This is a genomic window from Pseudomonas sp. So3.2b (genome assembly GCF_019464415.1).
Classification (GTDB): Bacteria; Pseudomonadota; Gammaproteobacteria; order Pseudomonadales; family Pseudomonadaceae; genus Aquipseudomonas; species Aquipseudomonas shahriarae.
The window spans coordinates 691,321-714,539 of record NZ_CP080494.1 but is presented as its reverse complement, the minus strand read 5'-3'; the positions used below and the strand labels follow the sequence as shown (position 1 = coordinate 714,539).

At 63.6% G+C, this 23,219-nt stretch carries 25 protein-coding genes; 21 read left to right on the top strand and 4 right to left on the bottom strand.

Going from position 1 to position 23,219, the window contains the following annotated elements:
• Positions 1–57 precede the first annotated feature (57 nt).
• From K1X80_RS03160 to K1X80_RS03065, 20 genes are all read left to right on the top strand, one after another.
• Positions 58–777: a beta-ketoacyl synthase chain length factor gene (locus tag K1X80_RS03160; RefSeq protein WP_057958099.1), complete on the top strand. Its 720-nt coding sequence runs from the start codon at positions 58–60 to the stop codon at positions 775–777.
• Complete coding sequence (locus tag K1X80_RS03155) at positions 753–1,565, top strand: 1-acyl-sn-glycerol-3-phosphate acyltransferase (protein ID WP_057437274.1); 813 nt, start codon at positions 753–755, stop codon at positions 1,563–1,565. Before K1X80_RS03160 ends, K1X80_RS03155 begins: the two co-directional genes overlap by 25 nt.
• Positions 1,543–1,812, top strand: a complete 270-nt coding sequence (locus tag K1X80_RS03150) for a phosphopantetheine-binding protein (RefSeq protein WP_032862152.1) — start codon at positions 1,543–1,545, stop codon at positions 1,810–1,812. The genes K1X80_RS03155 and K1X80_RS03150 overlap by 23 nt, the downstream gene beginning before the upstream one ends.
• 9 nt (positions 1,813–1,821) lie before the next feature.
• Positions 1,822–2,076 (top strand): acyl carrier protein, encoded by a 255-nt coding sequence (locus K1X80_RS03145; protein ID WP_032862153.1) that lies wholly within the window; start codon positions 1,822–1,824, stop codon positions 2,074–2,076.
• Positions 2,073–2,618 carry a hypothetical protein gene (locus K1X80_RS03140; RefSeq protein ID WP_057437272.1) on the top strand — a complete coding sequence of 182 codons (546 nt, stop codon included), beginning with the start codon at positions 2,073–2,075 and terminating at the stop codon, positions 2,616–2,618. Before K1X80_RS03145 ends, K1X80_RS03140 begins: the two co-directional genes overlap by 4 nt.
• Positions 2,615–4,285 carry an acyl-CoA synthetase family protein gene (locus K1X80_RS03135; protein ID WP_220172656.1) on the top strand — a complete coding sequence of 557 codons (1,671 nt, stop codon included), beginning with the start codon at positions 2,615–2,617 and terminating at the stop codon, positions 4,283–4,285. Before K1X80_RS03140 ends, K1X80_RS03135 begins: the two co-directional genes overlap by 4 nt.
• A 122-nt stretch (positions 4,286–4,407) precedes the next feature.
• Positions 4,408–5,142 carry a glycosyltransferase family 2 protein gene (locus K1X80_RS03130; RefSeq protein WP_057437268.1) on the top strand — a complete coding sequence of 245 codons (735 nt, stop codon included), beginning with the start codon at positions 4,408–4,410 and terminating at the stop codon, positions 5,140–5,142.
• A complete protein-coding gene (locus K1X80_RS03125; RefSeq protein ID WP_057958095.1) occupies positions 5,139–6,077 on the top strand; it encodes a glycosyl transferase in 939 nt (312 codons plus the stop codon). Before K1X80_RS03130 ends, K1X80_RS03125 begins: the two co-directional genes overlap by 4 nt.
• Entirely contained in the window at positions 6,058–7,602 is a 1,545-nt protein-coding gene (hutH, locus tag K1X80_RS03120; RefSeq protein ID WP_220172655.1) for a histidine ammonia-lyase, read from the top strand. The genes K1X80_RS03125 and hutH overlap by 20 nt, the downstream gene beginning before the upstream one ends.
• Complete coding sequence (locus K1X80_RS03115) at positions 7,595–8,023, top strand: thioesterase family protein (protein WP_057958093.1); 429 nt, start codon at positions 7,595–7,597, stop codon at positions 8,021–8,023. Before hutH ends, K1X80_RS03115 begins: the two co-directional genes overlap by 8 nt.
• Entirely contained in the window at positions 8,017–8,700 is a 684-nt protein-coding gene (locus K1X80_RS03110) for an outer membrane lipoprotein carrier protein LolA (RefSeq protein WP_225923833.1), read from the top strand. Before K1X80_RS03115 ends, K1X80_RS03110 begins: the two co-directional genes overlap by 7 nt.
• Positions 8,690–11,002: an MMPL family transporter gene (locus K1X80_RS03105; RefSeq protein ID WP_057958092.1), complete on the top strand. Its 2,313-nt coding sequence runs from the start codon at positions 8,690–8,692 to the stop codon at positions 11,000–11,002. Before K1X80_RS03110 ends, K1X80_RS03105 begins: the two co-directional genes overlap by 11 nt.
• 57 nt (positions 11,003–11,059) lie before the next feature.
• A complete protein-coding gene (locus tag K1X80_RS03100; protein WP_081044168.1) occupies positions 11,060–12,307 on the top strand; it encodes an NAD(P)/FAD-dependent oxidoreductase in 1,248 nt (415 codons plus the stop codon).
• Between the two features lie 11 nt (positions 12,308–12,318).
• Positions 12,319–13,053: a class I SAM-dependent methyltransferase gene (locus K1X80_RS03095; protein WP_169989309.1), complete on the top strand. Its 735-nt coding sequence runs from the start codon at positions 12,319–12,321 to the stop codon at positions 13,051–13,053.
• Entirely contained in the window at positions 13,050–13,532 is a 483-nt protein-coding gene (locus K1X80_RS03090; RefSeq protein WP_057958090.1) for a hypothetical protein, read from the top strand. The genes K1X80_RS03095 and K1X80_RS03090 overlap by 4 nt, the downstream gene beginning before the upstream one ends.
• Positions 13,529–14,695 (top strand): beta-ketoacyl-[acyl-carrier-protein] synthase family protein, encoded by a 1,167-nt coding sequence (locus tag K1X80_RS03085; protein ID WP_057958089.1) that lies wholly within the window; start codon positions 13,529–13,531, stop codon positions 14,693–14,695. Before K1X80_RS03090 ends, K1X80_RS03085 begins: the two co-directional genes overlap by 4 nt.
• Positions 14,692–15,156 carry a hotdog family protein gene (locus K1X80_RS03080; protein WP_057437248.1) on the top strand — a complete coding sequence of 155 codons (465 nt, stop codon included), beginning with the start codon at positions 14,692–14,694 and terminating at the stop codon, positions 15,154–15,156. The genes K1X80_RS03085 and K1X80_RS03080 overlap by 4 nt, the downstream gene beginning before the upstream one ends.
• Positions 15,149–15,877 carry a 3-oxoacyl-ACP reductase FabG gene (fabG, locus tag K1X80_RS03075; protein ID WP_057437246.1) on the top strand — a complete coding sequence of 243 codons (729 nt, stop codon included), beginning with the start codon at positions 15,149–15,151 and terminating at the stop codon, positions 15,875–15,877. The genes K1X80_RS03080 and fabG overlap by 8 nt, the downstream gene beginning before the upstream one ends.
• Positions 15,877–17,103, top strand: a complete 1,227-nt coding sequence (locus tag K1X80_RS03070; RefSeq protein WP_057958183.1) for a beta-ketoacyl-ACP synthase — start codon at positions 15,877–15,879, stop codon at positions 17,101–17,103. Before fabG ends, K1X80_RS03070 begins: the two co-directional genes overlap by 1 nt.
• A 27-nt stretch (positions 17,104–17,130) precedes the next feature.
• Complete coding sequence (locus K1X80_RS03065) at positions 17,131–17,580, top strand: hypothetical protein (RefSeq protein ID WP_057958088.1); 450 nt, start codon at positions 17,131–17,133, stop codon at positions 17,578–17,580.
• A gap of 227 nt (positions 17,581–17,807) precedes the next feature.
• Here the strand turns inward: K1X80_RS03065 and K1X80_RS28035 are convergent, their stop codons facing one another.
• Together K1X80_RS28035 and K1X80_RS03055 are read right to left on the bottom strand one after the other, a co-directional pair.
• Positions 17,808–18,008, bottom strand: a complete 201-nt coding sequence (locus K1X80_RS28035) for a type II toxin-antitoxin system PemK/MazF family toxin (RefSeq protein WP_225923832.1) — start codon at positions 18,006–18,008, stop codon at positions 17,808–17,810.
• A gap of 53 nt (positions 18,009–18,061) precedes the next feature.
• Positions 18,062–18,955: a LysR family transcriptional regulator gene (locus K1X80_RS03055; RefSeq protein ID WP_057437242.1), complete on the bottom strand. Its 894-nt coding sequence runs from the start codon at positions 18,953–18,955 to the stop codon at positions 18,062–18,064.
• 171 nt (positions 18,956–19,126) lie between these two features.
• Here K1X80_RS03055 and K1X80_RS03050 point away from each other — a divergent pair, with 171 nt between their 5' ends.
• Positions 19,127–20,344 carry an MFS transporter gene (locus K1X80_RS03050; RefSeq protein WP_233093224.1) on the top strand — a complete coding sequence of 406 codons (1,218 nt, stop codon included), beginning with the start codon at positions 19,127–19,129 and terminating at the stop codon, positions 20,342–20,344.
• A 133-nt stretch (positions 20,345–20,477) separates the two neighbouring features.
• Here K1X80_RS03050 and hemE read toward each other — a convergent pair whose 3' ends face one another.
• Positions 20,478–21,545, bottom strand: a complete 1,068-nt coding sequence (gene hemE, locus K1X80_RS03045; protein WP_057437235.1) for a uroporphyrinogen decarboxylase — start codon at positions 21,543–21,545, stop codon at positions 20,478–20,480.
• A 241-nt stretch (positions 21,546–21,786) separates the two neighbouring features.
• Positions 21,787–23,205 (bottom strand): FAD-dependent oxidoreductase, encoded by a 1,419-nt coding sequence (locus K1X80_RS03040; protein WP_034105894.1) that lies wholly within the window; start codon positions 23,203–23,205, stop codon positions 21,787–21,789.
• Positions 23,206–23,219 lie beyond the last annotated feature (14 nt).

Below are 23,219 nucleotides of genomic sequence, written 5' to 3'. Positions count from 1 at the left end.
GTCGCGGCGGGGCAATTTGCAGCACAAGGAAGCCCGCAGGGGCGGGAAATCTTCTCAGTGATCAACTTCAACATCGCCCAATGGCGTGCCTGGGCCCCTGGGCTCGACAGCGAGGATGCCTGGCGCGACTGGTGCCATGCCAAGGTGTTGCTCGCCCAAAGCGATGCCGCGCCCGATGTGTCGTTCCTGCCGGCCATGCAGCGCCGGCGCCTGAGCCGCCTGGCGCGGATGGCCTTCAGCGTCGGCTGGCCATTGGCCGAAGGTTTGCAGGATCTGCCGCTGGTGTTTGTTTCACGTCACGGCGAAACCCCACGCACCCTGGATATTCTCAGCGACCTGGCCAATGACCAGCCCCTGTCGCCCACCCAGTTCAGCCTGTCGGTGCACAACGCGGTAATTGGCCTGTGGTCGATCCTGCGCAATGAAACCAGCGAAATGACTGCCCTGGCAGCCGCGGGCGACGGCCTGGAGCACGGCATGCTCGAGGCCGCCGCCCTGCTCAACGAGGGCGCGCCGGCGGTATTGCTGGTGATTACCGAAGAGCAGCCACCTCCAGCCTACGCACGCTGGATCGACGACGTGCCGTTCCCCTACGCCCTGGGCCTGCTGCTGACCCCAGGCGACGAATGGCAACTGGCGCTGCACACCGCGACTGTCCAACCTGCCAAGACCCAGTGGCCCCATGCCCTGAACCTGCTGTGCGCCCTGCTTACCGAGCAGGGGGCCTGCCAACATGCCTGGAAGAACCGAGTATGGAACTGGCAACGCAAACCCTGACCGACAAGCCCCGGGACGCCTATTACTGGCGCCTGTTCGCCACGGCCGCCAGCTTCGTGCTGTTCGGCCTGGGCGGCCTGTGCCTGCGCCTGCTGGTGTTTCCCCTGCTCAGTTGCCTGCCGGGGGATGCGCAGCAGCATCAGCGACGTGCGCGCCTGACCATCGGCCGCCTGTTCTGGTTCTTTATCAACATGATGTACCGCGCCGGCATTCTCACCTACAGCGTCGAGGGTGCCGAAAAACTCGGGCGCCCCGGGCAGATGATCATCGCCAACCACCCGTCGCTGATCGACGTCGTCGTGCTGATCGGCCTGGTGCGCGATGCCAATTGCGTGGTCAAGCAAAGCCTGTGGCATAACCCTTTCACCCGTGGCCCGGTGAGCGATGCCGGCTATATCAGCAATGACGGCAGCATCGACATGCTCGATGCCGCCGCAGGCGCCCTGAGGGGCGGCCAGACCCTGATTATCTTTCCCGAAGGCACCCGCACCGTACCGGGCAAAGCCCCGGCCTTTCATCGCGGGGCCGCCGCCATCGCCCTGCGCGGTGCGACAATCATCACCCCCGTGGTGCTCAAGGTCAGCCCGACCACGCTGACCAAGGCCGAGCCCTGGTATCGCATCCCCCACCGCCGCTTTCACTTCAGTTTGCAGGTGGGTGCCGATATAGACCCACAGGTGTTTGCCTCACAAGGGCCAGCGCCTCAGGCCTCACGCAAGCTCAACGATTACCTGCATCACTATTTCATTAAGGAGCTCGCCGAAGATGAGCAACCCAAACAGCCTTGAGCACGAAATCAAAACCCTGATCATCGAGGCCCTGGGCCTGGAAGATATCGACGCCTGCGACATTGGCAGCGAGCAAACCCTGTTCGGCGAAGGCCTGGGCCTGGATTCGGTAGACGCCCTGGAACTGGGCCTGGCGATCCAGAAAAAGTACGGCATCAAGATCGACGCCGACGCCAAGGACACCCGCAATCACTTTATCAACGTGGCCAGCCTCGCGGCGTTCGTCACGGCCAGACAGGCAGCTTGAGACCCAACCATGCAAACTCGTGACGATATCTTCAACACCCTGCGCGACGCCCTGGTGGAACTGTTTGAACTGGACCCGGCACGGGTCACTCTCGACGCCAACCTGTACCAGGACCTGGAAATCGACAGCATCGATGCCGTGGACCTGATCGACCATATCAAGCGCCAGACCGGCAAGAAAATCGCCGCCGAAGAGTTCAAGGCCGTGCGTACGGTCAATGACGTGGTCGAGGCGGTCTACCGCCTGGTCCAACCGGCCGCATGAGCCGGCTGATCGGCCTTGGCCTGTTGCTGGTAGGGCTGCTGTACCCTTTTGCGGTGTATTACGGCACGGAGCATTTCGCTCCGTGGCAATTCGGCCTGCTGCTGGCCAGCCTGTGGTTGCTGCGCGCGCTGACCGGCCCGCGACGCCCTGGCAGTGGCTGGATGGCGGTGGCTGCAATTGTGTTTTGCCTGCTGCTGGCCTGGTTCGACAACCCGCAACTGCTGCGCTGGTACCCGAGCCTGGTCAGCGTGTTCATGCTGGCGCTGTTCGGCCTGAGCCTGAAATACGGCCCGCCGATGGTCGAGCGCCTGGCGCGCCTGAGCGATCCGCAATTGCCCGAAAAGGCCATTGCGTACACACGCCAGGTCACCGTGGCATGGAGTGTGTTTTTCTTGTGCAACGGCCTGCTCGCCGCCGCGCTCACCCTGTGGGCACCGCTGAGCTGGTGGACGTTGTACAACGGTCTGATCGCCTACGGCTTGATGGGGCTGTTGTTTGCCGTGGAATGGCTGATACGACAAAGGGTTCGAGGCCGCGTATGAATTGGGTCAATCTTGAGCATCTGTTGCTTGAGCCTGTGGAACTGCGTTTGGTCACTACCGAACCGTCGATGAATCACGCGCAACTGTGCGAGCGGGCCCTGAGCCTGGCGTCCGGCCTGCAAGCCCGTGGCATCCAGCGCCTGGCGGTGCACCTGAACGATGCCGGCGAGCTGGCGATCGCCTTGCTGGGCGCCTGGCAGGCCGGGGTCAGCGTGTTGCTGCCCGCCGACCTGCAACCCCAGACCCGCCAACGCTGGGCCGCTGATGTTGACGCCTGGCTGACCGAAGCGGGCGACCTTGACGCGCTCTACCAGCCCCCAGTTGCCGCCGCCGCCCTTGACCTGGATACCTGCCAGTTGAGCCTGTGCACCTCCGGCTCCAGCGGCGAGCCCAAGCGCATCGACAAAACCCTGCGCCAGCTGGCCAATGAGGTCCAGGCCCTGGAAGCCTTGTGGGGCGCCGACCTGGGCCAGGCCTGCATCATCGGCAGCGTCGCCACCCAGCATATCTACGGCCTGCTGTTCCGCGTGCTGTGGCCGCTGTGCGCTGGCCGCACGTTTGTACGTGAGCAACTGCCGTTCCCCGAAGACTTGCAGCGCGTCAGCCGCCAGCACCCGCACTTTGCCTGGGTGGCCAGCCCGGCCCTGCTCAAGCGCATGGGCGACAATCTTGACTGGGCCGCCTTGAGCACGGTCAAGCGCGTGTTCTCCTCCGGTGGCGCACTGCCCGGCGACGCGGCCGACAGCCTGCATCAACGCCTGCAGCAGTGGCCGACGGAGATCCTCGGCAGCTCGGAAACCGGCGGCATTGCCTGGCGCCAGGGCCACGCGCCGTGGCAGCCGTTTGCCGATGTGCAACTGAGCCAGGATGCCGACGGCGCCTTGCGCATTGCCTCGCCGTACCTGCCAGCGGGGCATGTCGAGCAGACTGCCGATGCCGCCCAGATCCACGCCGACGGGCGCTTCGAACTGCTCGGGCGCCTGGATCGGATCGTCAAGCTGGAAGAAAAACGCATCTCCCTGCCGATGCTCGAACAAGCCCTGGCGGATCACGCCTGGGTCGCCGAAGCGCGCCTGGGCGTGGTCCAGGAAAACCGCGCGTCCCTCGGCGCCCTGGTGGTGCTCAGTGGCGACGGCCTGCACGCCTTGCGCAACCAAGGCCGACGGACCGTCACCCAAACCCTGCGCCAACACCTGGGCCAGCATTGCGAAGCCCTGGCCCTGCCCCGCCGCTGGCGCCTGTTGCGGCAGTTACCGCTCAACTCCCAGGGCAAGCTGCCCCAGGCGCACATCGAAGCCCTGCTGCTGGCGCCGCGCCCCAAGGCGCCGGACGTCCTGGCGCAGGTCGAGAGCGACGGCGAATGGACCCTGCAACTGAGCATTCCGCCGGACCTGGCCTACTTCAGCGGCCACTTCCCCCACACCCCGGTGCTGCCGGGGGTTGTGCAGGTGGAATGGGCGTTCAATCTGGGCCAGCAACTGCTCGATCTCCCGCCGACCTTTGCCGGCATGGAAGTGCTCAAATTCCAGCAACTGGTGCGCCCGGGCGATGTGGTCGAGTTGCACCTGCGTTTTGATCGCGAGCGGGGCAAGTTGTATTTCGCTTATCGCAATGACAGTGCGGCGTGTTCCAGCGGGCGGGTTTTGCTGGAGAATTCTCATGCATAGGTTGGGTGAGCGCTGCGCGCTCAATCGCGGGCAAGCCCGCTCCCACAATGGGTACACATTCCCAATGTGGGAGCTGGCTGGCCTGCGATGCAGGCAACTCGGTCCATCAGGTGTCCACCACCATGCATAACCCCTGCGCCCTGATCCCGGTCTACAACCATGAAGCCGCCGTGCCCGCCGTGGTCCGCAGCCTGCTGGAGCATGGCCTGCCCTGCCTGCTGGTGGACGATGGCAGCAGCCCCGCCTGCGCCGCCGTACTGGCGCAACTGGCCAGCCTGGACAACGTCTCGCTGATCACCCTGCCCACCAACCAGGGCAAGGGCGGTGCGGTGCAAGTCGGTTTTCGCGAAGCCGCACGCCTGGGCTTTACCCATGCCCTGCAAGTGGACGCCGACGGCCAGCACGACCTGCGCGAAGTCGCCCTGTTTATCGACGCCTCGCGCACTCACCCCGATGCGGTGATCTGCGGCTACCCCGAATACGACGATAGCGTGCCCAAGGGCCGCCTCTACGCCCGCTACCTGACCCATGTCTGGGTGTGGATCAACAGCCTGTCGCTGCAGATCCGCGATTCGATGTGCGGCTTTCGCATCTACCCGCTGGCACCGGTGCTGGCGCTGATGGACTCGGCGCGGATCGGCAAGCGCATGGATTTCGACTCCGACATCCTCGTGCGTCTGTCATGGCGCAACCAGCCGATGCGCTGGCTGCCGACCAAGGTGCATTACCCGGCCGATGGCCTGTCGCACTTTCGGATGTTCCACGACAACCTGCTGATTTCGTCGATGCACACCCGGCTGTTCTTTGGCATGTTGCTGCGCGCGCCGCTGATCCTCTGGCGACGGTGGCAAGCATGAGCGAAAACACCCGGCATTGGGCCGACCGCCAGGAGCGCGGCAGTTTCTGGCTGATGAAGCTCACCGCGTTCGCCGCCAAGGTCCTCGGGCGCCGGGTACTGAGCCCACTGCTGTATGGCATCGTCCTGTACTTTTTCGTGTTTGGCCGCGCTGCGCGCCAGAGCATCTGGCAATACCAGCAGCGCCTGGCCGACTGGAGCGGGCGCGACGAGCTGCGCCCCAGCCACAAAAAGGTCTTCAGCCAATTCATGGCCTTCGCCGACGCCTTGCTGGACAAGCTCGACGTATGGAACGGCAAGCTGCGCCTGGAACAGATCGAGATCATCGACCCGGCCCAGTTGCGCGGGCAACTGCGCGGCGAACGTGGGCAGATGCTGGTGGGTGCGCACCTGGGCAACCTGGAAGTGTGCCGGGCCCTGGCGGAGCTGGGCGAGAAAGTCACCATGAATGTGCTGGTGCACACCAAGCATGCCGAACAGTTCAACCGCCTGCTGGGCGAAGCCGGGGCGAGCAACCTGCGGCTGATCCAGGTCAGCGAACTGGACCCGGCGGTGATGCTGTTGCTCAGCCAGCGCCTGGACGACGGTGAATGGCTGGCAATTGCCGGCGACCGTATCCCGCTGCATGGCGGGCGCACCGTGCGCGTGGATTTTCTCGGCCATAGCGCGGCCTTCCCCCAGGGCCCGTGGTTGCTGGCCGGGCTGCTCAAATGCCCGGTCAACCTGCTGATGTGCCTCAAGCACCAGGGCCGCTATCGTTTGATCATCGAGCCCTTCGCCCAATTGATCGAATGGAAACGCAGCGACCGCCCGCAAGTGATCGCCCACTGGGCCGCCCGCTACGCCGAACGCCTGGGCCAGTTCTGCCTGGAAGCGCCCCAACAATGGTTCAACTTTTACCCTTTCTGGAAGACCGATGACGACGCATCTGCTTGAGCCGGTAACCTTCGGCGAACTCCCTTTGCGCATCGAAGATGTGCTGGCCCTGGCCAACCGTCAGTCGCCCACTCGCCTGCAAGACGATGCCGGGTACCGCCAGCGCATCGCCAAGGGCGCGCAGTTCCTCGATTCACTGCTGGACAAGGAAGGCGTGATCTACGGCGTGACCACCGGCTATGGCGACTCGTGCGTGGTGGCGGTGCCGTTGCAGCATGTCGAGGCATTGCCACGCCACCTGTACACCTTCCACGGCTGCGGCCTGGGCAAGTTGCTCGACGCCCAGGCCACCCGTGCGGTGCTGGCGGCGCGTTTACAGTCGCTGTGCCATGGCGTGTCCGGGGTGCGGGTTGAACTGCTGGAGCGCCTGCATGCGTTTCTTGAACACGACATCCTGCCGCTGATCCCGGAAGAAGGCTCGGTCGGCGCCAGCGGCGATCTGACGCCGCTGTCATACGTGGCCGCGACCTTGTCCGGCGAGCGTGAAGTGCTGTTCCGGGGCGAGCGCCGCCAGGCTGCCGATGTCCATCGCGAGCTGGGCTGGACCCCGCTGGTGCTGCGACCCAAGGAAGCCCTGGCGCTGATGAACGGCACCGCGGTGATGACCGGCCTGGCCTGCCTGGCCTTCGCCCGCGCCGACTACCTGCTGCAACTGGCCACACGCATCACCGCGCTGAACGTGGTGGCGTTGCAAGGCAACCCGGAGCACTTCGACGAACGCCTGTTCGCCGCCAAACCACACCCCGGGCAGATGCAGGTCGCAGCCTGGCTGCGCAAGGACCTGGCGATCGACGCCCCGACCGCGCCGCTGCACCGCCTGCAAGACCGCTACTCGCTACGCTGCGCGCCCCACGTCCTCGGCGTGCTGGCCGACAGCCTGAACTGGCTGCGCTCGTTTATCGAGATCGAACTCAACAGTGCCAACGACAACCCGATCATCGACGCCGAAGCCGAACGTGTGCTGCACGGCGGGCACTTCTACGGCGGGCATATCGCCTTTGCCATGGACAGCCTGAAGAACCTGGTGGCCAACGTCGCCGACCTGCTCGACCGGCAACTCGCGCTGCTGGTGGACGAGCGCTACAACCATGGCTTGCCGAGCAACCTGTCGGGCGCCCCGGCGGACCGCGCAATGATCAACCACGGCTTCAAAGCGGTGCAGATCGGCACCAGCGCCTGGACCGCCGAAGCGTTGAAAAACACCATGCCGGCCAGCGTGTTTTCGCGCTCCACCGAATGCCACAACCAGGACAAGGTCAGCATGGGCACCATCGCCGCCCGCGATGCGATCCGCGTCTTGGAGCTGACCGAACAAGTGGCCGCCGCCACCTTGCTCGCCGCCAACCAGGGCGTGTGGTTGCGCGCCCAGGTCAAGGATGCACGGCCGTTGCCGCCAGCCCTGGCTGCGATGCACGAGGCACTGGCCAAGGACTTCCCGCCGGTGATCGAAGACCGGGCCCTGGAGGGCGAACTGCGCCTGTGCCTGCAACGCATCGCCGCGCAACACTGGAGGCTGCATGCGTAGCCCCGGCGTATTGCACAGCGACACACAAATCCTCGTACCGTTCTTCGACATCGACACGATGAACGTGGTCTGGCACGGCCACTACGTGAAGTACCTGGAAATCGCCCGTTGCGCGTTGCTCGACAAGCTCGGCCACAACTACACGGCAATGCTCGAATCCGGCTATGCGTGGCCGGTGATCGACATGCAACTGCGCTACGTGCGTGGCGCCACCTTTGGCCAGACCCTCAACGTGCGCGCCAGCCTGGTGGAGTGGGAGAACCGCTTGAAGGTCAACTACCTGATCACCGACCTTGCCAGCGGCGAGCGCCTGACCCGCGCCAGCACCGTGCAAGTGGCCGTAGAAATTGCCAGCCGCGAGATGCAACTGGCCTCGCCAACCGTGTTCACCACCGCCGTCGAAAGGGCCTTGAAATGCTGACCCCTGTGGGAGCTGGCTTGCCGGCGATGGACGTCAACGCTAACCCAGGGGCCCTGACACTGCGCAGCGCCCTGAGGTTTTTTGCGAGCAAGCTCGCACCTACAGCAGCCGGGTTGTTGCTGAGCTTCGGGGCTTATGCTTTTGACCTGCAACAGCTCAGCGATCAACTGGCCAAGCCTACGGTGATCCACGGCAACTTCATCCAGGAAAAACACCTGCGTGCCCTGCCCCAGCCGCTGACCAGCACAGGTACCTTCGTCCTGGCCAAGGACCACGGCCTGCTCTGGCTGCTAAAAACCCCGCTGCAGCAGGACTACCGCATCAACGCCCAGGGTATTGCCCGCCGTGATGCAAACGGTTGGCAGCCACTGCCGAACAAAAGCGCCGGCGCCGAGCAGAACCGTTTGTTCCTCGCCGTCCTGCAAGGCGACAGCAGTGGCTTGCAGCGCGACTTCGAGTTGCAGCTGCAAGGCGAAGCCAAGGCCTGGAAACTCACGTTGATCCCGCGCTCGCTGCTGCTCAAGCAAGTGTTCACCCAAATCAATATCGACGGCGGCGAACTGGTGCACACCATCGAGTTGCTGGAAACCCAGGGCGACAGCACCCTGTTGCGCATGCAGGACAGTACCAGCACGCAACCTTTGAGCGACGCGGAGCAACACGACTTTGCCCAGTGAGCGTTGGTTGCCGCGCCTGTTCCTGATCCTGCTGGTGGCCGTGCTGGCCCTGGCCGGCTGGCAATGGCGCCAGGGCGCGCCGTTGTCGGCCAACCTGATGGAACTGGTGCCAGGTAACACCCCGGACGCCCTGGAGCTGGCGGCCGAGCAGCGCATGCAGGAACCCCTGAACCGCGAGATGCTGGTGCTGGTCGGGCATGCCGAGCGTCAGCAGGCGGTGGCCATGGCCGAACAATTGGGCGAGCGCTGGCAGGCCAGCGGTCTGTTTGAAAAAGTCACCTGGACCCTGCAAGCCGACCTGCCCGCCCTGCGCCAGCAATTGCTGCAAGGGCGCCTGGCGATGCTGTCGACCAAGGACCGCGAACAGTTGATCGGCGAGCCTGCGGCGTTTATCGCAGAGCGGGTACACACACTGTTCGATCCCTTTACCGGCTTCAGCCTGGTCCCCAGCCAGGACGACTGGCTGGGCCTGACCGGACGCATCCAGAGCAGCCAGCCACAACACGGCGCGGTGCAACTGGATATCGGCAGCGGCGCGCTGATCGCCGACGCCGACGGCAAGAGCTGGGTATTGCTGCGTGCGCGTACCCAGGGCAATGCCTTTGATATGAAGCTGCCGCTGCAAGTCGCCGACTTGCTGCAAGCCAGCCGCGAACAGGCCGCCCAGCACGGCGTGCAACTGCTCGCCGCCAGCGGCCTGCTGTACGCGGCCAACGGTCAACAACAAGCCAGCCGCGAGATGACCTGGGTCGGCGGTGGCGCAACGGTGGGGATCCTGTTGCTGTTGCTGCTGGCGTTTCGTCGCTGGCGGGTGTTGCTGGCGTTTGTCCCGGTGCTGGTGGGCATGCTGTTTGGCGCGGTGGCCTGTGTGGCGCTGTTCGGCCATATGCATGTGATGACCCTGGTGCTGGGCGCGAGCCTGATCGGCGTGGCCGTCGACTACCCGCTGCACTACCTGTCCAAGAGCTGGAGCCTGCAACCCTGGCGCAGCTGGCCAGCCTTGCGCCTGACCCTGCCGGGCCTGAGCCTGAGCCTGGCCACCAGTTGCATCGGCTACCTGGCCCTGGCCTGGACGCCGTTCCCGGCGCTGACCCAGATCGCCGTGTTCTCCGCCGCCGGCCTGGTGGGCGCCTACCTGTCGGCGGTGTGCCTGTTGCCGGCGCTGCTCAACGGCATGGACCTGCGCCCGGCGCAATGGCCGCTGCGGGTCGCCGAGTTCCTGCTGGGGGTGCGTGAGTCGCTGCTCAAGCGCCTGCCGAGCCAGGCATTGCTGGTGCTGGCCCTGCTGTTCTGCGCCGGTGGCCTGTGGCATCTGAACAGCAAGAACGATATTCGCCAGTGGATCAGCGCGCCGCCGCAACTGCTGCAAGAAGCCCAGGCGATTGCCCGCATTACCGGCTACCAGCCCACCAGCCAGTTCTTCCTGGTACGCGCGGACAATCAACAGCAGTTGCTGGAACGCCAGGCTGCGTTGAGCCTGCGCCTGGATCAACTGGTGCACATGGAAAAACTGCAAGGCTACCTGGCGCTCAATCAACTGGTCAGCCCCCCCGGCGAACAGCAGCAATTGCGCGAAGCCCTGAATCAACTGCCCGCCCTGTGGCAGCCGCTGCTCGACCTCGGCATCCCCGCCAGCGCCCTGCAAGCAGAGCTGGCGCAGTTGCAGGCGCTGCCCACCGCCGACATCGACGCCGCCCTGGCTGGCCCGCTGGCCGAGCCGTGGCGCCTGCTGTGGCTGGGCAATGTCGAGGGCGGCGTGGCGGCGATGGTCAGCCTGCAAGGCTTGAACAACCCGGCGCTGCTGCGCATCCAGGCCCTGGACCTGCCGGGCGTGCAACTGGTGGACCGCCTCGGCGACTTGAACCAGGTATTTGCCGCAACCCAGATCAGCGCTGCCGAATTGAAATTATTGTCCTGTGTACTGATCGTCTTGCTGCTGATTCTGCCCTTTGGCCTGGGCGGCGCGCTGCGGATTGTCGCCCTGCCGCTGCTGGCGGCGCTGTGCAGCCTGGCCAGCCTCGGTTGGCTGGGGCAGCCGTTGACCCTGTTCAGCCTGTTCGGCCTGCTGCTGGTGACGGCGATCAGCGTCGATTATGCAATCCTCATGCGCGAACAGATCGGCGGTGCCGCTGTCAGCCTGCTGGGGACGTTGCTGGCAGCCGTCACCACCTGGCTGTCCTTTGGCCTGCTGGCGGTGTCCAGCACCCCGGCGGTGAGTAATTTCGGCCTGTCGGTCAGCCTGGGCCTGGCCTTCAGCTTTATGCTGGCGCCATGGGCCGGCCGCCAGGAACATGCGCAATGATGCCCACTAATTTTTTTGAGTTGAATGTAATGATCGCCAACCCGGCAAGGAGCCACAGTGCCCACAGTTGAAATGGAACGCCGCCAGGTCGTGGTGATCGGTGCCGGCCCGTCCGGTGCCATTGCGGCCGCGCTGCTCAAGCGTAACGGGCATGATGTATTGATCATCGAGCGCGAGCACTTCCCGCGTTTTTCCATCGGCGAGAGCCTGCTGTCCCACTGCATCGACTTTATCGAAGAGGCCGGCATGCTCGAGGCCGTCAACGCCGCCGGTTTCCAACTGAAAACCGGTGCCGCGTTTGCCTGGGGCGAGCGCTACAGCGCCTTTGATTTCGGTGACACATTCAGCGACGGCAAGCCCACGACCTTCCAGGTCCAGCGCGCCGACTTCGACAAGTTGCTGGCCGATCAGGCGGCGCTGCAAGGCGTAGAGATCCGTTACGGCCAGACCCTGGTCGGGGTGGATTTCGCCGCCGGCCACCGCTACCTGCATGTACGCCGCGAAAACGGTCGCGAATACCACATCAAGGCCGGCTTCGTCCTCGACGCCAGCGGTTACGGTCGCGTGCTGCCACGCCTGCTGAACCTGGAAGCGCCGTCGAACTTCCCGCTGCGCCAGGCGGTGTTCACCCACGTCGAGGACCATATCGAACATCCGGGCTTCGACCGCAGCAAGATTCTTATCACCACCCACCCGACCCAGCGCGATATCTGGTTCTGGACCATCCCGTTCAGCAACGGGCGCTGCTCGGTGGGCGTGGTCGCGGCCAAGGAGCATTTCGCCGGCTGCGATGGGGATCTGGATGCCTGCCTGCGCCGCTTTATCGAACAAACCCCGAGCCTGTCCAGTGTGCTGGCGAATGCCGTGTGGGATACCCCGGCCCGGACCATTGGCGGCTACTCGGCGAACGTCACCACCCTGCATGGCCCGGGGTTTGCGCTGCTGGGCAATGCCGCGGAGTTCCTCGACCCGGTGTTCTCGTCCGGCGTGACCATCGCCATGCGCTCGGCCAGCATGGCCGCCGGGCTCTTGCACCGCCAGCTCAAGGGCGAAAGCGTGGACTGGCAAACCGAGTTCGCGGTGCCGCTCAAACGCGGGGTCGACACCTTCCGCTGCTACGTCGAAGGCTGGTACGCCGGCACCTTCCAGGATGTGATCTATCACCCTGGCAGCTCGCCGGAAATCCGCCGCATGATCAGTTCGATCCTCGCCGGCTACGCCTGGGATGAACGCAACCCCTTTGTCAGCGAACCCAAGCGCCGCTTGCGGATGCTCTCGGAAATTTGTGCGGCAGAAAACCTATGAGCAGCCCACCTGTGTCAAAAGAGTACTTGAGTAAAAACTACGTCGAAGAAACCAAATTCGGCTTCTGGTTCCTGCGCAGCCACACCTGGCAGCATCATGTGCTGCGCGTGGCAATCAACGACCTGCGCAGCCTGTTCAGCACCCCGCTGCCGGAAGCTCCAGTGCTGCTGGATGCCGGTTGCGGCCAGGGCAAGTCGTTCCGTTATTTGCAGCAGGTATTCGCCCCCCAGCGCCTGATCGGCCTTGACGCCGACCCCCACAGCCTCGACCTGAGCCGTGCCGAAGCGGCGCGCCAGGGCATTGATATCGAGTTGATCGGCAGCGATTGCGCAACCCTCAAGGTGGCCGATGACAGTGTCGATATCCTGTTCTGCCACCAGACCTTCCACCACCTGGTGGAGCAACAGCGGGCACTCACCGAGTTCTATCGGGTGCTCAAGCCGGGCGGCTACCTGCTGTTTGCCGAGTCCACCGAAGCCTATATCGACACCTGGGTGATTCGCTGGCTGTTCCGCCACCCGATGCATGTGCAGAAAAGCGCCGCCGAGTACCTGGAGATGATCCGCGACCAGGGTTTCGAGTTTGGCCCGCAGAATGTGTCGTACCCGTACCTGTGGTGGAGCCGCTCGGCTGACTTCGGCCTGCTGGAGCGTTGGGGCCTGCGTCAGCCCAAGCCGTTTGGCGAGCGTGAAGAGACCCTGGTGAATGTGGTTGCACGCAAGCCACTCGCAGGCCCGCCAGCATGATCCGCGCGTTGTTGATCGGCTGCCTGTTGCTGCTGGCCGCGTGCGCCAGCCAGCCGCCACTGCCGGTGCATACACCGAGCCTGGCCTTGCCCCTGCAATTGCATATCGAGCGCGAGCAGGACGGCCAGCGCCAGGACTGGTTGCTGGTGATCCAGCGCGAAGGCGAGGCCCTGCGCTGGTCACTGATGGACCCGCTGGGCATCCCCCAGGCCCGGCAAAAGCTGGTGGCCGGCCGTTGGCAGGCAGATGGCCTGCTACCGCCCAACCCCCAGGCCCGCGAGCTGTTTGCGGCGCTGCTGTTCGCCCTGACCCCGGCCGCTGAAATGCCCGGCAACTACCCCCAAGCCCGTGAAGGCGATGGCGTACGGGTACTCAAGCCGCACTGGCAGGTGATCTACCGCGCGCCCCTGACCTTCAGCGTGAACATGCCCGGCCAGCACCTGAACTATCGCGTCACCGCGCTTGAGAGCAGCCCATGACCGCCTACCTCAATGCCCTGGGGATCATCTGCGCCCTAGGCCGCGGCCAGCAGGCCGTGCGGCGCAATCTGTTTGCCGGGGATTGCTCGGGTATGCGCGCCGAGAGCGGCTGGGTGCCCGAGCGAGTACTGCCGGTGGGCAGCGTGCCTGGCGAACTGGCGCCACTGCCGCCGCACCTGGCCCAGCAGAGCAGTCGCAATAATCAGCTGTTGCTGGAGGCCGCCTTGCAGATCGAAGGCCCGATCCGGCAGGCGATCGACACCTTTGGCGCCTCGCGTATCGGTGTGGTGCTGGGTACCAGCACCTCGGGCATTGATGAAGCCAGTCGCGGCATCGCCCATTACCTGCGCGAAGGGCAGTTCCCCGAGGCCTATGACTACCGGCAACAGGAACTCGGCGCCCCGGCCAACTTCCTCGCCGACTGGCTGCAACTGAGCGGCCCGGCCTATGTGATTTCCACCGCCTGCACCTCCAGCGCCCGCGCAATGATGAGCGCACGCCGCCTGCTGGACCTGGGCCTGTGCGATGCGGTGCTGTGTGGCGGGGTCGATAGCCTGTGCAAGCTGACCCTCAATGGCTTTACCTCGCTGGAAGCGGTCTCCAGCGAACGCTGCAACCCGTTTTCGGTGAACCGCAACGGCATCAATATCGGCGAGGCGGCGGTGCTGTTCCTGATGAGCAAAACCCCGGCGCCCATCGCCCTGCTGGGTAGCGGCGCCAGTTGCGATGCGCACCATATTTCTGCGCCGGAACCCAGCGGCAAGGGCGCATTGCAGGCCATGCGCAAGGCCCTGGCCAGCGCGAAACTGGCGCCGGCGCAGATCGGTTACCTGAACCTGCACGGCACCGCCACCCAGCATAACGACGCCATGGAAAGCCTGGCCGTGGCAAGCCTGTTCCCCGCCGGTGTAGCCTGTTCCTCGACCAAGCCCATGACCGGCCATACCCTCGGCGCCGCCGGGGCGCTGGAAGCGGCATTCTGCTGGCTGAGCCTGATGGAAGGTGCTGTGCCGCCCCATATCTGGGACGGCCAAGCCGACCCGGCGCTGCCCGCCCTGCGCTGGGCCAAGGTCGGCGACCTCCTGGAAAAACGCTGCCTGATGAGTAACTCGTTTGCCTTCGGCGGCAATAACGTCAGCCTGATTATCGGAGACGCCCTATGAGCCATTGGCCACTCGCCGAACTGCTGCCCCACGCCGGGGACATGATCCTGATCGACCAGGTGTTGGCGTTCGATGAAGAACAGATCCGCACCCGCGTCACCGTCAAGCCCGGCGGCCTGTTCAACCGCCCTGACGGCAGCCTGCCGGCCTGGGTCGGCGTCGAGTTGATGGCGCAAAGCGTGGCCGCCTATGCCGGCTGCCGCGCACGCCAGAACGGCGAAGCAGTGGAGTTGGGCTTCCTGCTGGGCACGCGCAAATTCGAATGCAATGTCGAGCACTTTCCCGCCGGCAGCGAACTGACCATCCACGGCCTGCGCTCCCTGGAAGACGACAACGGCATGGGTGTGTTCGAATGCCACCTGACCGGCGACGGGATCCAGGCCAGCGCCCGCCTGAACGTATTTCGACCGCCCCAGGCGGCCAACTATTTAGCTGAATCGAAGGACACGCGTCATGACTGAATCCGTACTGGTCACCGGCTCCAGCCGGGGTATCGGCCGCGCTATCGCCCTGCGCCTGGCCCAGGCCGGCCATGACATTGTGCTGCATTGCCGCAGCGGCCGCGCCGAGGCAGATGCCGTACAGGTCGAAGTCGAGGCCCTGGGCCGCAAGGCGCGGGTACTGCAATTCGACGTGGCGGACCGGGCCACCTGCAAGCAGATCCTTGAAGCCGACGTAGAAGCCCACGGTGCCTATTACGGCGTGGTGCTGAATGCCGGGCTGACCCGCGATGGCGCGTTCCCGGCGTTGTCGGAAGACGACTGGGACGTGGTGATGCGTACCAATCTCGATGGTTTCTATAACGTGCTACACCCAGTGATGATGCCGATGATCCGGCGTCGTGCGGCCGGGCGCATTGTATGTATTACCTCGGTCTCGGGGCTGATCGGCAACCGTGGCCAGGTCAACTACAGCGCGTCCAAGGCCGGCCTGATCGGCGCCGCCAAGGCCCTGGCCATTGAGCTGGGCAAGCGCAAGATCACCGTCAACTGCGTGGCCCCGGGCCTGATCGACACGGCAATGCTCGATGAGAATGTGCCGGTGGAAGAGCTGATGAAAATGATCCCCGCGCAACGCATGGGCACCCCCGAAGAGGTCGCCAGTGCGGTGAACTTCCTGATGTCAGCCGAAGCCGGCTACATCACCCGCCAGGTCCTGGCCGTGAACGGGGGCCTGTGCTGATGAAACGTGTGGTAGTCACCGGCATGGCCGGCATGACCTCCCTGGGCAGCGACTGGGACACCATCGTCGCCAACTTCCGCGCCCGGCGCAGCGGTATCCGGCGCATGGACGAGTGGGATCGCTTCAGCGAACTGAACACCCGCCTGGCCGGGCCGATTGACGACTTTGTGGTGCCCGCCCACTGGACCCGCAAGCAATTGCGCAGCATGGGCCGGGTCTCGCGCCTGGCGGTGTGGGCCGCCGAGCAGGCGTTGCAAGACGCCGGCCTGCTGGGCGATGCGTCGATCAAGGATGGGCGCATGGGTGTGGCCTGCGGCTCATCCACCGGCAGCACCGACGAGATCAAGGCATTCGGCAATATGCTGCTCAACTCGGTGGCCGAGGGTCTGAACGCCAACTCCTACGTGCGCATGATGCCGCACACCACGGCGGCCAATATCAGCATCTTTTTTGGCCTCACCGGGCGCCTGATCCCCACGTCCAGCGCGTGTACCAGTGGCAGCCAGGGCATCGGCTATGCCTATGAAGCGATCAAGTTCGGCCGCCTGCCACTGATGCTCGCCGGTGGCGCCGAAGAACTGTGCCCCACCGAAGCCATGGTGTTTGACGCGCTCTACGCCACCAGCCTGAAAAACGACGCGCCGCAAACCAGCCCACGGCCCTACGACAGCGGTCGCGACGGCCTGGTGATCGGCGAAGGCGGCGGCATGCTGGTGCTTGAGGAGCTGGAACATGCCCTGGCCCGTGGTGCGCATATCCATGCCGAAATCGTTGGTTTTGGCAGCAACGCCGACGGCCAGCACACCACGCGACCTGAACAGACCACCATGCGCCGCGCCATGGAGCTGGCCCTCGAAGATGCCGGCCTGGCGCCGGATGCCATCGGTTATGTGAACGGCCACGGCACCGCCACCGAACAAGGTGACATTGCCGAAACCCTGGCCACCAGCAGCCTGTTCGGCAGCCGCATGCCCATCAGCTCGCAGAAGAGTTTCCTCGGCCATACCCTGGGCGCCTGCGGGGCGCTGGAGTCGTGGTTCAGCATCGAGATGATGAACCGCGACCAGTACGTGCCGACCTTCAACCTCGATCAAGTGGACCCGCGCTGCGGCGAGCTGGATTACCTGCGCGGCGAGTTCCGCCAGATGCACAACGACTACGTGATGAACAACAACTTTGCCTTTGGCGGCGTCAACACGTCGCTGATCTTTCGCCGCTGGCAGTAAGCCTTTTATTTGATTGGAGAGAACGCAATGTCTTCGTTGCTACGCGCCACCCTTATCGCCCTGACGCTGCTGACCGCTGCCGGCTGCACCAGCAAGCCGGTGCTCAACACCCAGCACGCGCTTGCCGCCAACGAGCAGGTCAGTGAAGAGAAAATGAAACAGAGCATCCTCACCGCCCTGGACAAGCGCAACTGGACCGTGCAACGCGCCGACCCACGCCTGATCCAGGCCCAGATCAATGTGCGCAACCGCTACTACGCCGAAATCGACATTCGCTACACCGGCACCAGCTACGCCATCACGTATCGCGACAGCCAGGAACTGGGCTACAAGAACGGCAAGATCCATCGCAACTACAACCGCTGGGTGAGCATGCTCGACCGCGACATCATGGCCGCGTTGCGCTCTAACGGCGCCGCGCAAGCGGGTACCGCGGCGCAGTTGTTCAAGGAGACGGGGACGTCGAAGCAGAACTGATCGGCGCCTGAAAAACCGGCATCTACCTTGCACCAGAAACGACAAAGGGCGCCTTTCGGCGCCCTCTTCACAAGCAGGCTGGCTTGGCCTTAACAGCTAAAAACTGCTCACTGGAAAGTTCAGCGATTTTGTAAGTTCGTTTGCCATGCCGATCCTTACGCTTGATTCGATCAAGTCGTCCAAGGCTGACGGTGGCAACGCTGTCGCATTTCGCCCAGCACACTGGGTTAGCTTTCAAGCTGCAAGTGGTGTGCGAGTACCGTCTGCGGCGCCGTGGTACTTAGGGGCACAACCGTTACCAACAGCTTATTGGTCCTGTGCCTGCGTATCACAATGACGGGTCTGATCTTGATGATTTCCGGCACCTCATAGCCTCGAAAATCACGAATCAACACACTGCCTTCTTTGGGCTGATAGAGAAGTGTCATCCATGTCACTCAGTGAAAAACAAACGGTTCCGGTACCTGATATGTGAACGCCGCTACACCAACGCCTTACGCGTCAGCAGCTCGACAAACGCCTTGGCCATGGGTGACTGCTGGTCCTTGCGCTGAACCAGCCACACTGCCGTTACCGCCTCCGGGTCGAGCAAGGTGCGGTAGACCACACCGTCGATGCGGATGCGCTGGTATGACGCCGGCAACACCGAGACTCCCAACCCCGCCGCCACCAGGCCGATGATGGTCATGGCCTCGCCCGCCTCCTGGGCGAAGTGCGGGCTGAAACCGGCATCGCGGGCCAGGTTGATCAACTGTGCGTACAAACCACTCCCGTAGGCCCGTGGGAAGAATACGAAGGGTTCTTCAGCCAACTGCGTCAGGTGCAAACCGCGCTCGCTGCCTTGCGCCAACGGATGCCCGGCACTGAGTACCGCCACCAGGGGCTCACGCATCAGCTCTACGACACTCAATGCATCGGGCAATGGCAACGGGCGCATCAAGCCGACCTGGATCGTTTCGTCCCCCAGCGCATCAGCCACCTCGGTGCTGCTCATCTCCTGCAAATTCAAATGCACTGCCGGGAAGGCCTGGCGAAAAGCAAAAATCGCCTGTGGGATGCTGGAGTTGAACGGCGCCGAAGAGGTGAAGCCAATCTTCAGTTCCCCCAGCTCCCCCAACTGCGCCCGGCGTGCCACATCCGCAGCCTTGTCGACCTGGGCCAGTACCAGGCGGGCTTCCGTGAGGAACAAGCGCCCAGCCTCGCTCAGCTCGACCCGACGATTGGTGCGTTCGAACAACCGGGCGCCGACCTCCTGCTCCAGCGCCTGGATCTGCTGGCTCAAGGGCGGCTGAGAGATGCCCAGGACCTGGGCGGCCCGGCCGAAATGCAGCTCTTCAGCCACGGCGATGAAGTAGCGCAAGTGGCGCAATTCCATGAAAACCTCATTAGGTCGTAAAAGCTATCAAACAGGTCGAACAATATATTGGAAAGAATCATTAGCCAGCTATATTCTTTTTGCATGGCCAGTCCTGGCTGCCTTTGCTTCCCGAGGTCCCGCGTGAAAGCTGCCGTCGCTCCGCTTGCCCAAGAACGTCCGCCCACTGCCCTGGATGAGGTGGTGGCGCAACTCAACGACGTGTACATCGAAAAAGGTACGCCGTTGTTTATGCGTACAGTGCTGGCGCTGTTTTCCGGGGGCTTTGCCACCTTTGCCCTGCTGTATTGCGTACAGCCGATGATGCCGGTGCTGTCCCACGAGTTTTCCATCAACGCCGCGCAGAGCAGCCTGATCCTCTCCGTCTCCACCGCGATGCTTGCCTTTGGCCTGCTGATCACCGGGCCGATTTCCGACCGCCTGGGGCGCAAACCGGTGATGGTCACCTCGCTGTTCTGCGCAGCCGTGTGCACCATCGCCAGCGGCCTGATGCCGACCTGGGAAGGCATCCTGTGGATGCGCGCGCTGCTCGGTCTGTCCCTCAGTGGCCTGGCGGCCGTGGCCATGACCTACCTCAGCGAAGAGATCCACCCGCAGCACATCGGCCTGGCCATGGGCCTGTACATCGGCGGCAACGCGATTGGGGGCATGAGCGGGCGCCTGATCACTGGCGTATTGATCGACTTTGTCAGCTGGCACACGGCAATGCTGATCATCGGCGCACTGGCGCTGATTGCGGCGACGGTGTTCTGGAAGATTCTGCCGCCCTCGCGCAACTTCCGCGCCAGCAGCCTCAAGCCGCGCAACCTGATCAACGGTTTCGTCATGCACTTCAAGGATGCCGGCCTGCCCTGGCTGTTTCTTGAGGCCTTTGTGTTGATGGGGGCGTTTGTCACGCTGTTCAACTACATCGGCTACCGCTTGCTGGCCGATCCCTATGACCTGAGCCAGGCGGTGGTGGGCCTGCTGTCGGTGGTGTACCTGTCAGGCATCTACAGCTCGGCGAAGATTGGCTCGCTGGCCGACCGCCTCGGCCGCCGTCGCGTACTCTGGGCCACGATTGTGCTGATGCTGGCCGGCATCACCCTGACCCTGTTCAGCCCGCTGCCACTGATCATCATCGGCATGCTGATCTTCACTTTCGGCTTCTTCGGCGCCCACTCGGTAGCCAGCAGTTGGATCGGCCGCCGCGCCCTGCAAGCCAAGGGGCAGGCGTCGTCGCTGTACCTGTTCAGCTATTACGCAGGGTCGAGCATTGCCGGGACGGCAGGTGGGTTTTTCTGGCATTACGCCGGATGGAACGGGATTGGCGGGTTTATCGTCGCGCTGCTGATCGTGGCGTTGCTGGTGGCGTTGAAGCTGGCCAAGTTGCCACCGCTCAAACTGTAGGAGCTGGCTTGCCAGCGATGTGGCCCGAAGAATCACCACAAAGCTCAGGCATGTCATCGCCGGCAAGCCGGCTCCTACAACAATCGTCAGCCAATAAAAAACCGGCCTGAGCCGGTTTTTTATTAGCTGATGCTTACTCGTGATACTGCGCCGACAACTCATGCACCGCACGCAGGAACGCGCCTGCATGCTCTGGGTTCACTTCCGGGGTGATGCCATGGCCGAGGTTGAACACGTGGCCGCTGCCCTTGCCGTAGCTGGCGAGGATGCGGCCCACTTCGGCGCGGATCGCTTCCGGCTTGGCGTAGAGCACGGTCGGGTCCATGTTGCCTTGCAGGGCCACCTGGTTGCCGACGCGGCGACGGGCTTCGCCCAGGTCGCAGGTCCAGTCCAGGCCCAGCGCATCGGCGCCCGCATCAGCGATGCTTTCCAGCCACAGACCGCCACCCTTGGTGAACAGGATCACCGGCACTTTGCGGCCTTCGTGTTCGCGGATCAGGCCACTGACGATTTTGCGCATGTAGGCCAGGGAGAACTCCTGGTACGCCGCCGCCGACAGGTTGCCGCCCCAGGTGTCGAAGATCTGCACCGCTTGCGCGCCGGCCATGATCTGGCCGTTGAGGTAGGACACGACCGACTGCGCCAGCTTGTCCAGCAGCAAGTGCATGGCTTGTGGGTTGTCGTAGAGCATGGCCTTGGTCTTGCGGAAGTCTTTCGACGAACCGCCTTCGACCATATAGGTGGCCAGGGTCCACGGGCTGCCGGAGAAGCCGATCAGCGGTACGCGGCCATTGAGTTCACGGCGGATGGTGCTGACGGCGTCCATCACGTAACCGAGGTCTTTGTGTGGGTCCGGGATCGGCAGGGCTTCGATGTCGGCCAGGGTGCTGATCACTTTCTTGAAGCGTGGACCTTCGCCGGTTTCAAAGTACAGGCCTTGGCCCATGGCATCGGGGATGGTCAGGATATCGGAGAAAAGAATGGCCGCATCCAGTTGTGGATAGCGGTCCAGCGGCTGCATCGTGACTTCGCAGGCGAACTCCGGGTTCATGCACAAGCTCATGAAATCGCCCGCGTTGGCGCGGCTGGCGCGGTACTCCGGCAGGTAGCGACCGGCTTGACGCATCATCCACACGGGGGTGACGTCTACGGGTTGCTTGAGCAGGGCACGAAGGAAACGGTCGTTCTTGAGGGCAGTCATGTCGGCATCCGCAAAAAAAGTGCGGGCATTTTCTCAGAGCCGGACGCAAAAGGCACGGTTACAGGTCAGCCTTTTGTCTATCGGGTCAATTTGTCGCGGACATGAAAGCACCGCAAAACAAATGTGGGAGCGGGCTTGCTCGCGAATGCGGGTTGTCAGTGGACATATCTGGTCACTGTTAGATCGCATTCGCGAGCAAGCCCGCTCCCACATTTTTGATCCCATTCCAGGGGGATCAGTATTAGACCTGCAAGTAGTCCAGGATACCTTCGGCGGCGTTGCGGCCTTCGAAGATCGCCGTCACCACCAGGTCAGAGCCGCGCACCATATCGCCACCGGCGAAGATTTTCGGGTTGCTGGTCTGGTGCTTGTACTGGCCTTGTTCCGGGGCCACGACGCGGCCCTGGCTGTCGGTCTGGATCTGGAACTGCTCGAACCACGGCGCCGGGCTTGGGCGGAAGCCGAAAGCGATGACCACGGCGTCAGCCGGGATGATCTCTTCGGAACCCGGGATCGGCTCGGGGCTGCGGCGGCCCCGGGCGTCCGGTTCGCCGAGACGGGTCTCGACCACCTTCACGCCTTCGACGCGGTCTTCACCGACAATCGCGATCGGCTGGCGGTTGTAGAGGAATTTCACGCCTTCTTCCTTGGCGTTCTTCACCTCTTTGCGCGAGCCCGGCATGTTGGCCTCGTCACGGCGATAGGCACAGGTCACCGACTTGGCGCCCTGGCGGATCGACGTGCGGTTGCAGTCCATCGCGGTGTCACCACCGCCCAGTACCACGACCTTCTTGCCTTTCATGTCGACGAAATCTTCCGGCGACTTTTCAAAGCCCAGGTTGCGGTTGACGTTAGCGATCAGGAAGTCGAGCGCGTCATACACGCCCGGCAGGTCCTCACCGGCAAAGCCGCCCTTCATGTAGGTGTAGGTGCCCATGCCCATGAATACCGCATCGTATTCTTCGAGCAGTTGCTCCATGGTGATGTCTTTGCCGATTTCGGTGTTGAGACGGAACTCGATACCCATGCCGGTGAAGACTTCGCGGCGATTGCTCAGCACGGTCTTTTCCAGCTTGAACTCGGGGATGCCGAAGGTCAGCAGGCCACCGATTTCCGGGTTCTTGTCGAACACCACCGGGGTCACACCGCCACGCACCAGCACGTCAGCACAACCCAGGCCCGCCGGGCCCGCGCCGATAATCGCCACGCGCTTGCCGGTCGGCTTGACCTTGGACATGTCCGGGCGCCAGCCCATGGCGAACGCGGTGTCGGTGATGTACTTCTCCACCGAGCCGATGGTCACCGCACCAAAGCCGTCGTTGAGGGTGCAGGCACCCTCGCACAGACGATCCTGGGGACACACCCGGCCGCAGACTTCCGGCAGGGTGTTGGTCTGGTGCGACAGCTCGGCGGCGGCGAGGATATTGCCCTCGGCCACCAGCTTGAGCCAGTTGGGAATGAAGTTGTGCACCGGGCACTTCCATTCGCAATACGGGTTACCGCACCCCAGGCAGCGGTGGGCCTGATCGGCCGAGTGCTGGGGTTTGAAGGGTTCGTAGATCTCCACGAACTCTTTCTTGCGTTGACGCAACAGTTTCTTCTTCGGATCTTTGCGCCCGACATCGATGAACTGGAAGTCGTTATTCAGACGTTCAGCCATGTTAAAACCTCATC

Excerpts from the sequence above, each read along its gene's own strand:
- K1X80_RS03155 (WP_057437274.1), top strand. The coding sequence starts at position 753 with ATGGAACTGGCAACGCAAACCCTGACCGACAAGCCCCGGGACGCCTAT.
- K1X80_RS03150 (WP_032862152.1), top strand. The coding sequence starts at position 1,543 with ATGAGCAACCCAAACAGCCTTGAGCACGAAATCAAAACCCTGATCATC.
- K1X80_RS03145 (WP_032862153.1), top strand. The coding sequence starts at position 1,822 with ATGCAAACTCGTGACGATATCTTCAACACCCTGCGCGACGCCCTGGTG.
- K1X80_RS03140 (WP_057437272.1), top strand. The coding sequence starts at position 2,073 with ATGAGCCGGCTGATCGGCCTTGGCCTGTTGCTGGTAGGGCTGCTGTAC.
- K1X80_RS03135 (WP_220172656.1), top strand. The coding sequence starts at position 2,615 with ATGAATTGGGTCAATCTTGAGCATCTGTTGCTTGAGCCTGTGGAACTG.
- K1X80_RS03130 (WP_057437268.1), top strand. The coding sequence starts at position 4,408 with ATGCATAACCCCTGCGCCCTGATCCCGGTCTACAACCATGAAGCCGCC.
- K1X80_RS03125 (WP_057958095.1), top strand. The coding sequence starts at position 5,139 with ATGAGCGAAAACACCCGGCATTGGGCCGACCGCCAGGAGCGCGGCAGT.
- hutH (WP_220172655.1), top strand. The coding sequence starts at position 6,058 with ATGACGACGCATCTGCTTGAGCCGGTAACCTTCGGCGAACTCCCTTTG.
- K1X80_RS03115 (WP_057958093.1), top strand. The coding sequence starts at position 7,595 with ATGCGTAGCCCCGGCGTATTGCACAGCGACACACAAATCCTCGTACCG.
- K1X80_RS03110 (WP_225923833.1), top strand. The coding sequence starts at position 8,017 with ATGCTGACCCCTGTGGGAGCTGGCTTGCCGGCGATGGACGTCAACGCT.
- K1X80_RS03090 (WP_057958090.1), top strand. The coding sequence starts at position 13,050 with ATGATCCGCGCGTTGTTGATCGGCTGCCTGTTGCTGCTGGCCGCGTGC.
- K1X80_RS03085 (WP_057958089.1), top strand. The coding sequence starts at position 13,529 with ATGACCGCCTACCTCAATGCCCTGGGGATCATCTGCGCCCTAGGCCGC.
- K1X80_RS03080 (WP_057437248.1), top strand. The coding sequence starts at position 14,692 with ATGAGCCATTGGCCACTCGCCGAACTGCTGCCCCACGCCGGGGACATG.
- fabG (WP_057437246.1), top strand. The coding sequence starts at position 15,149 with ATGACTGAATCCGTACTGGTCACCGGCTCCAGCCGGGGTATCGGCCGC.
- K1X80_RS03070 (WP_057958183.1), top strand. The coding sequence starts at position 15,877 with ATGAAACGTGTGGTAGTCACCGGCATGGCCGGCATGACCTCCCTGGGC.
- K1X80_RS03065 (WP_057958088.1), top strand. The coding sequence starts at position 17,131 with ATGTCTTCGTTGCTACGCGCCACCCTTATCGCCCTGACGCTGCTGACC.
- K1X80_RS28035 (WP_225923832.1), bottom strand. The coding sequence starts at position 18,008 with ATGACACTTCTCTATCAGCCCAAAGAAGGCAGTGTGTTGATTCGTGAT.
- K1X80_RS03055 (WP_057437242.1), bottom strand. The coding sequence starts at position 18,955 with ATGGAATTGCGCCACTTGCGCTACTTCATCGCCGTGGCTGAAGAGCTG.
- hemE (WP_057437235.1), bottom strand. The coding sequence starts at position 21,545 with ATGACTGCCCTCAAGAACGACCGTTTCCTTCGTGCCCTGCTCAAGCAA.
- K1X80_RS03040 (WP_034105894.1), bottom strand. The coding sequence starts at position 23,205 with ATGGCTGAACGTCTGAATAACGACTTCCAGTTCATCGATGTCGGGCGC.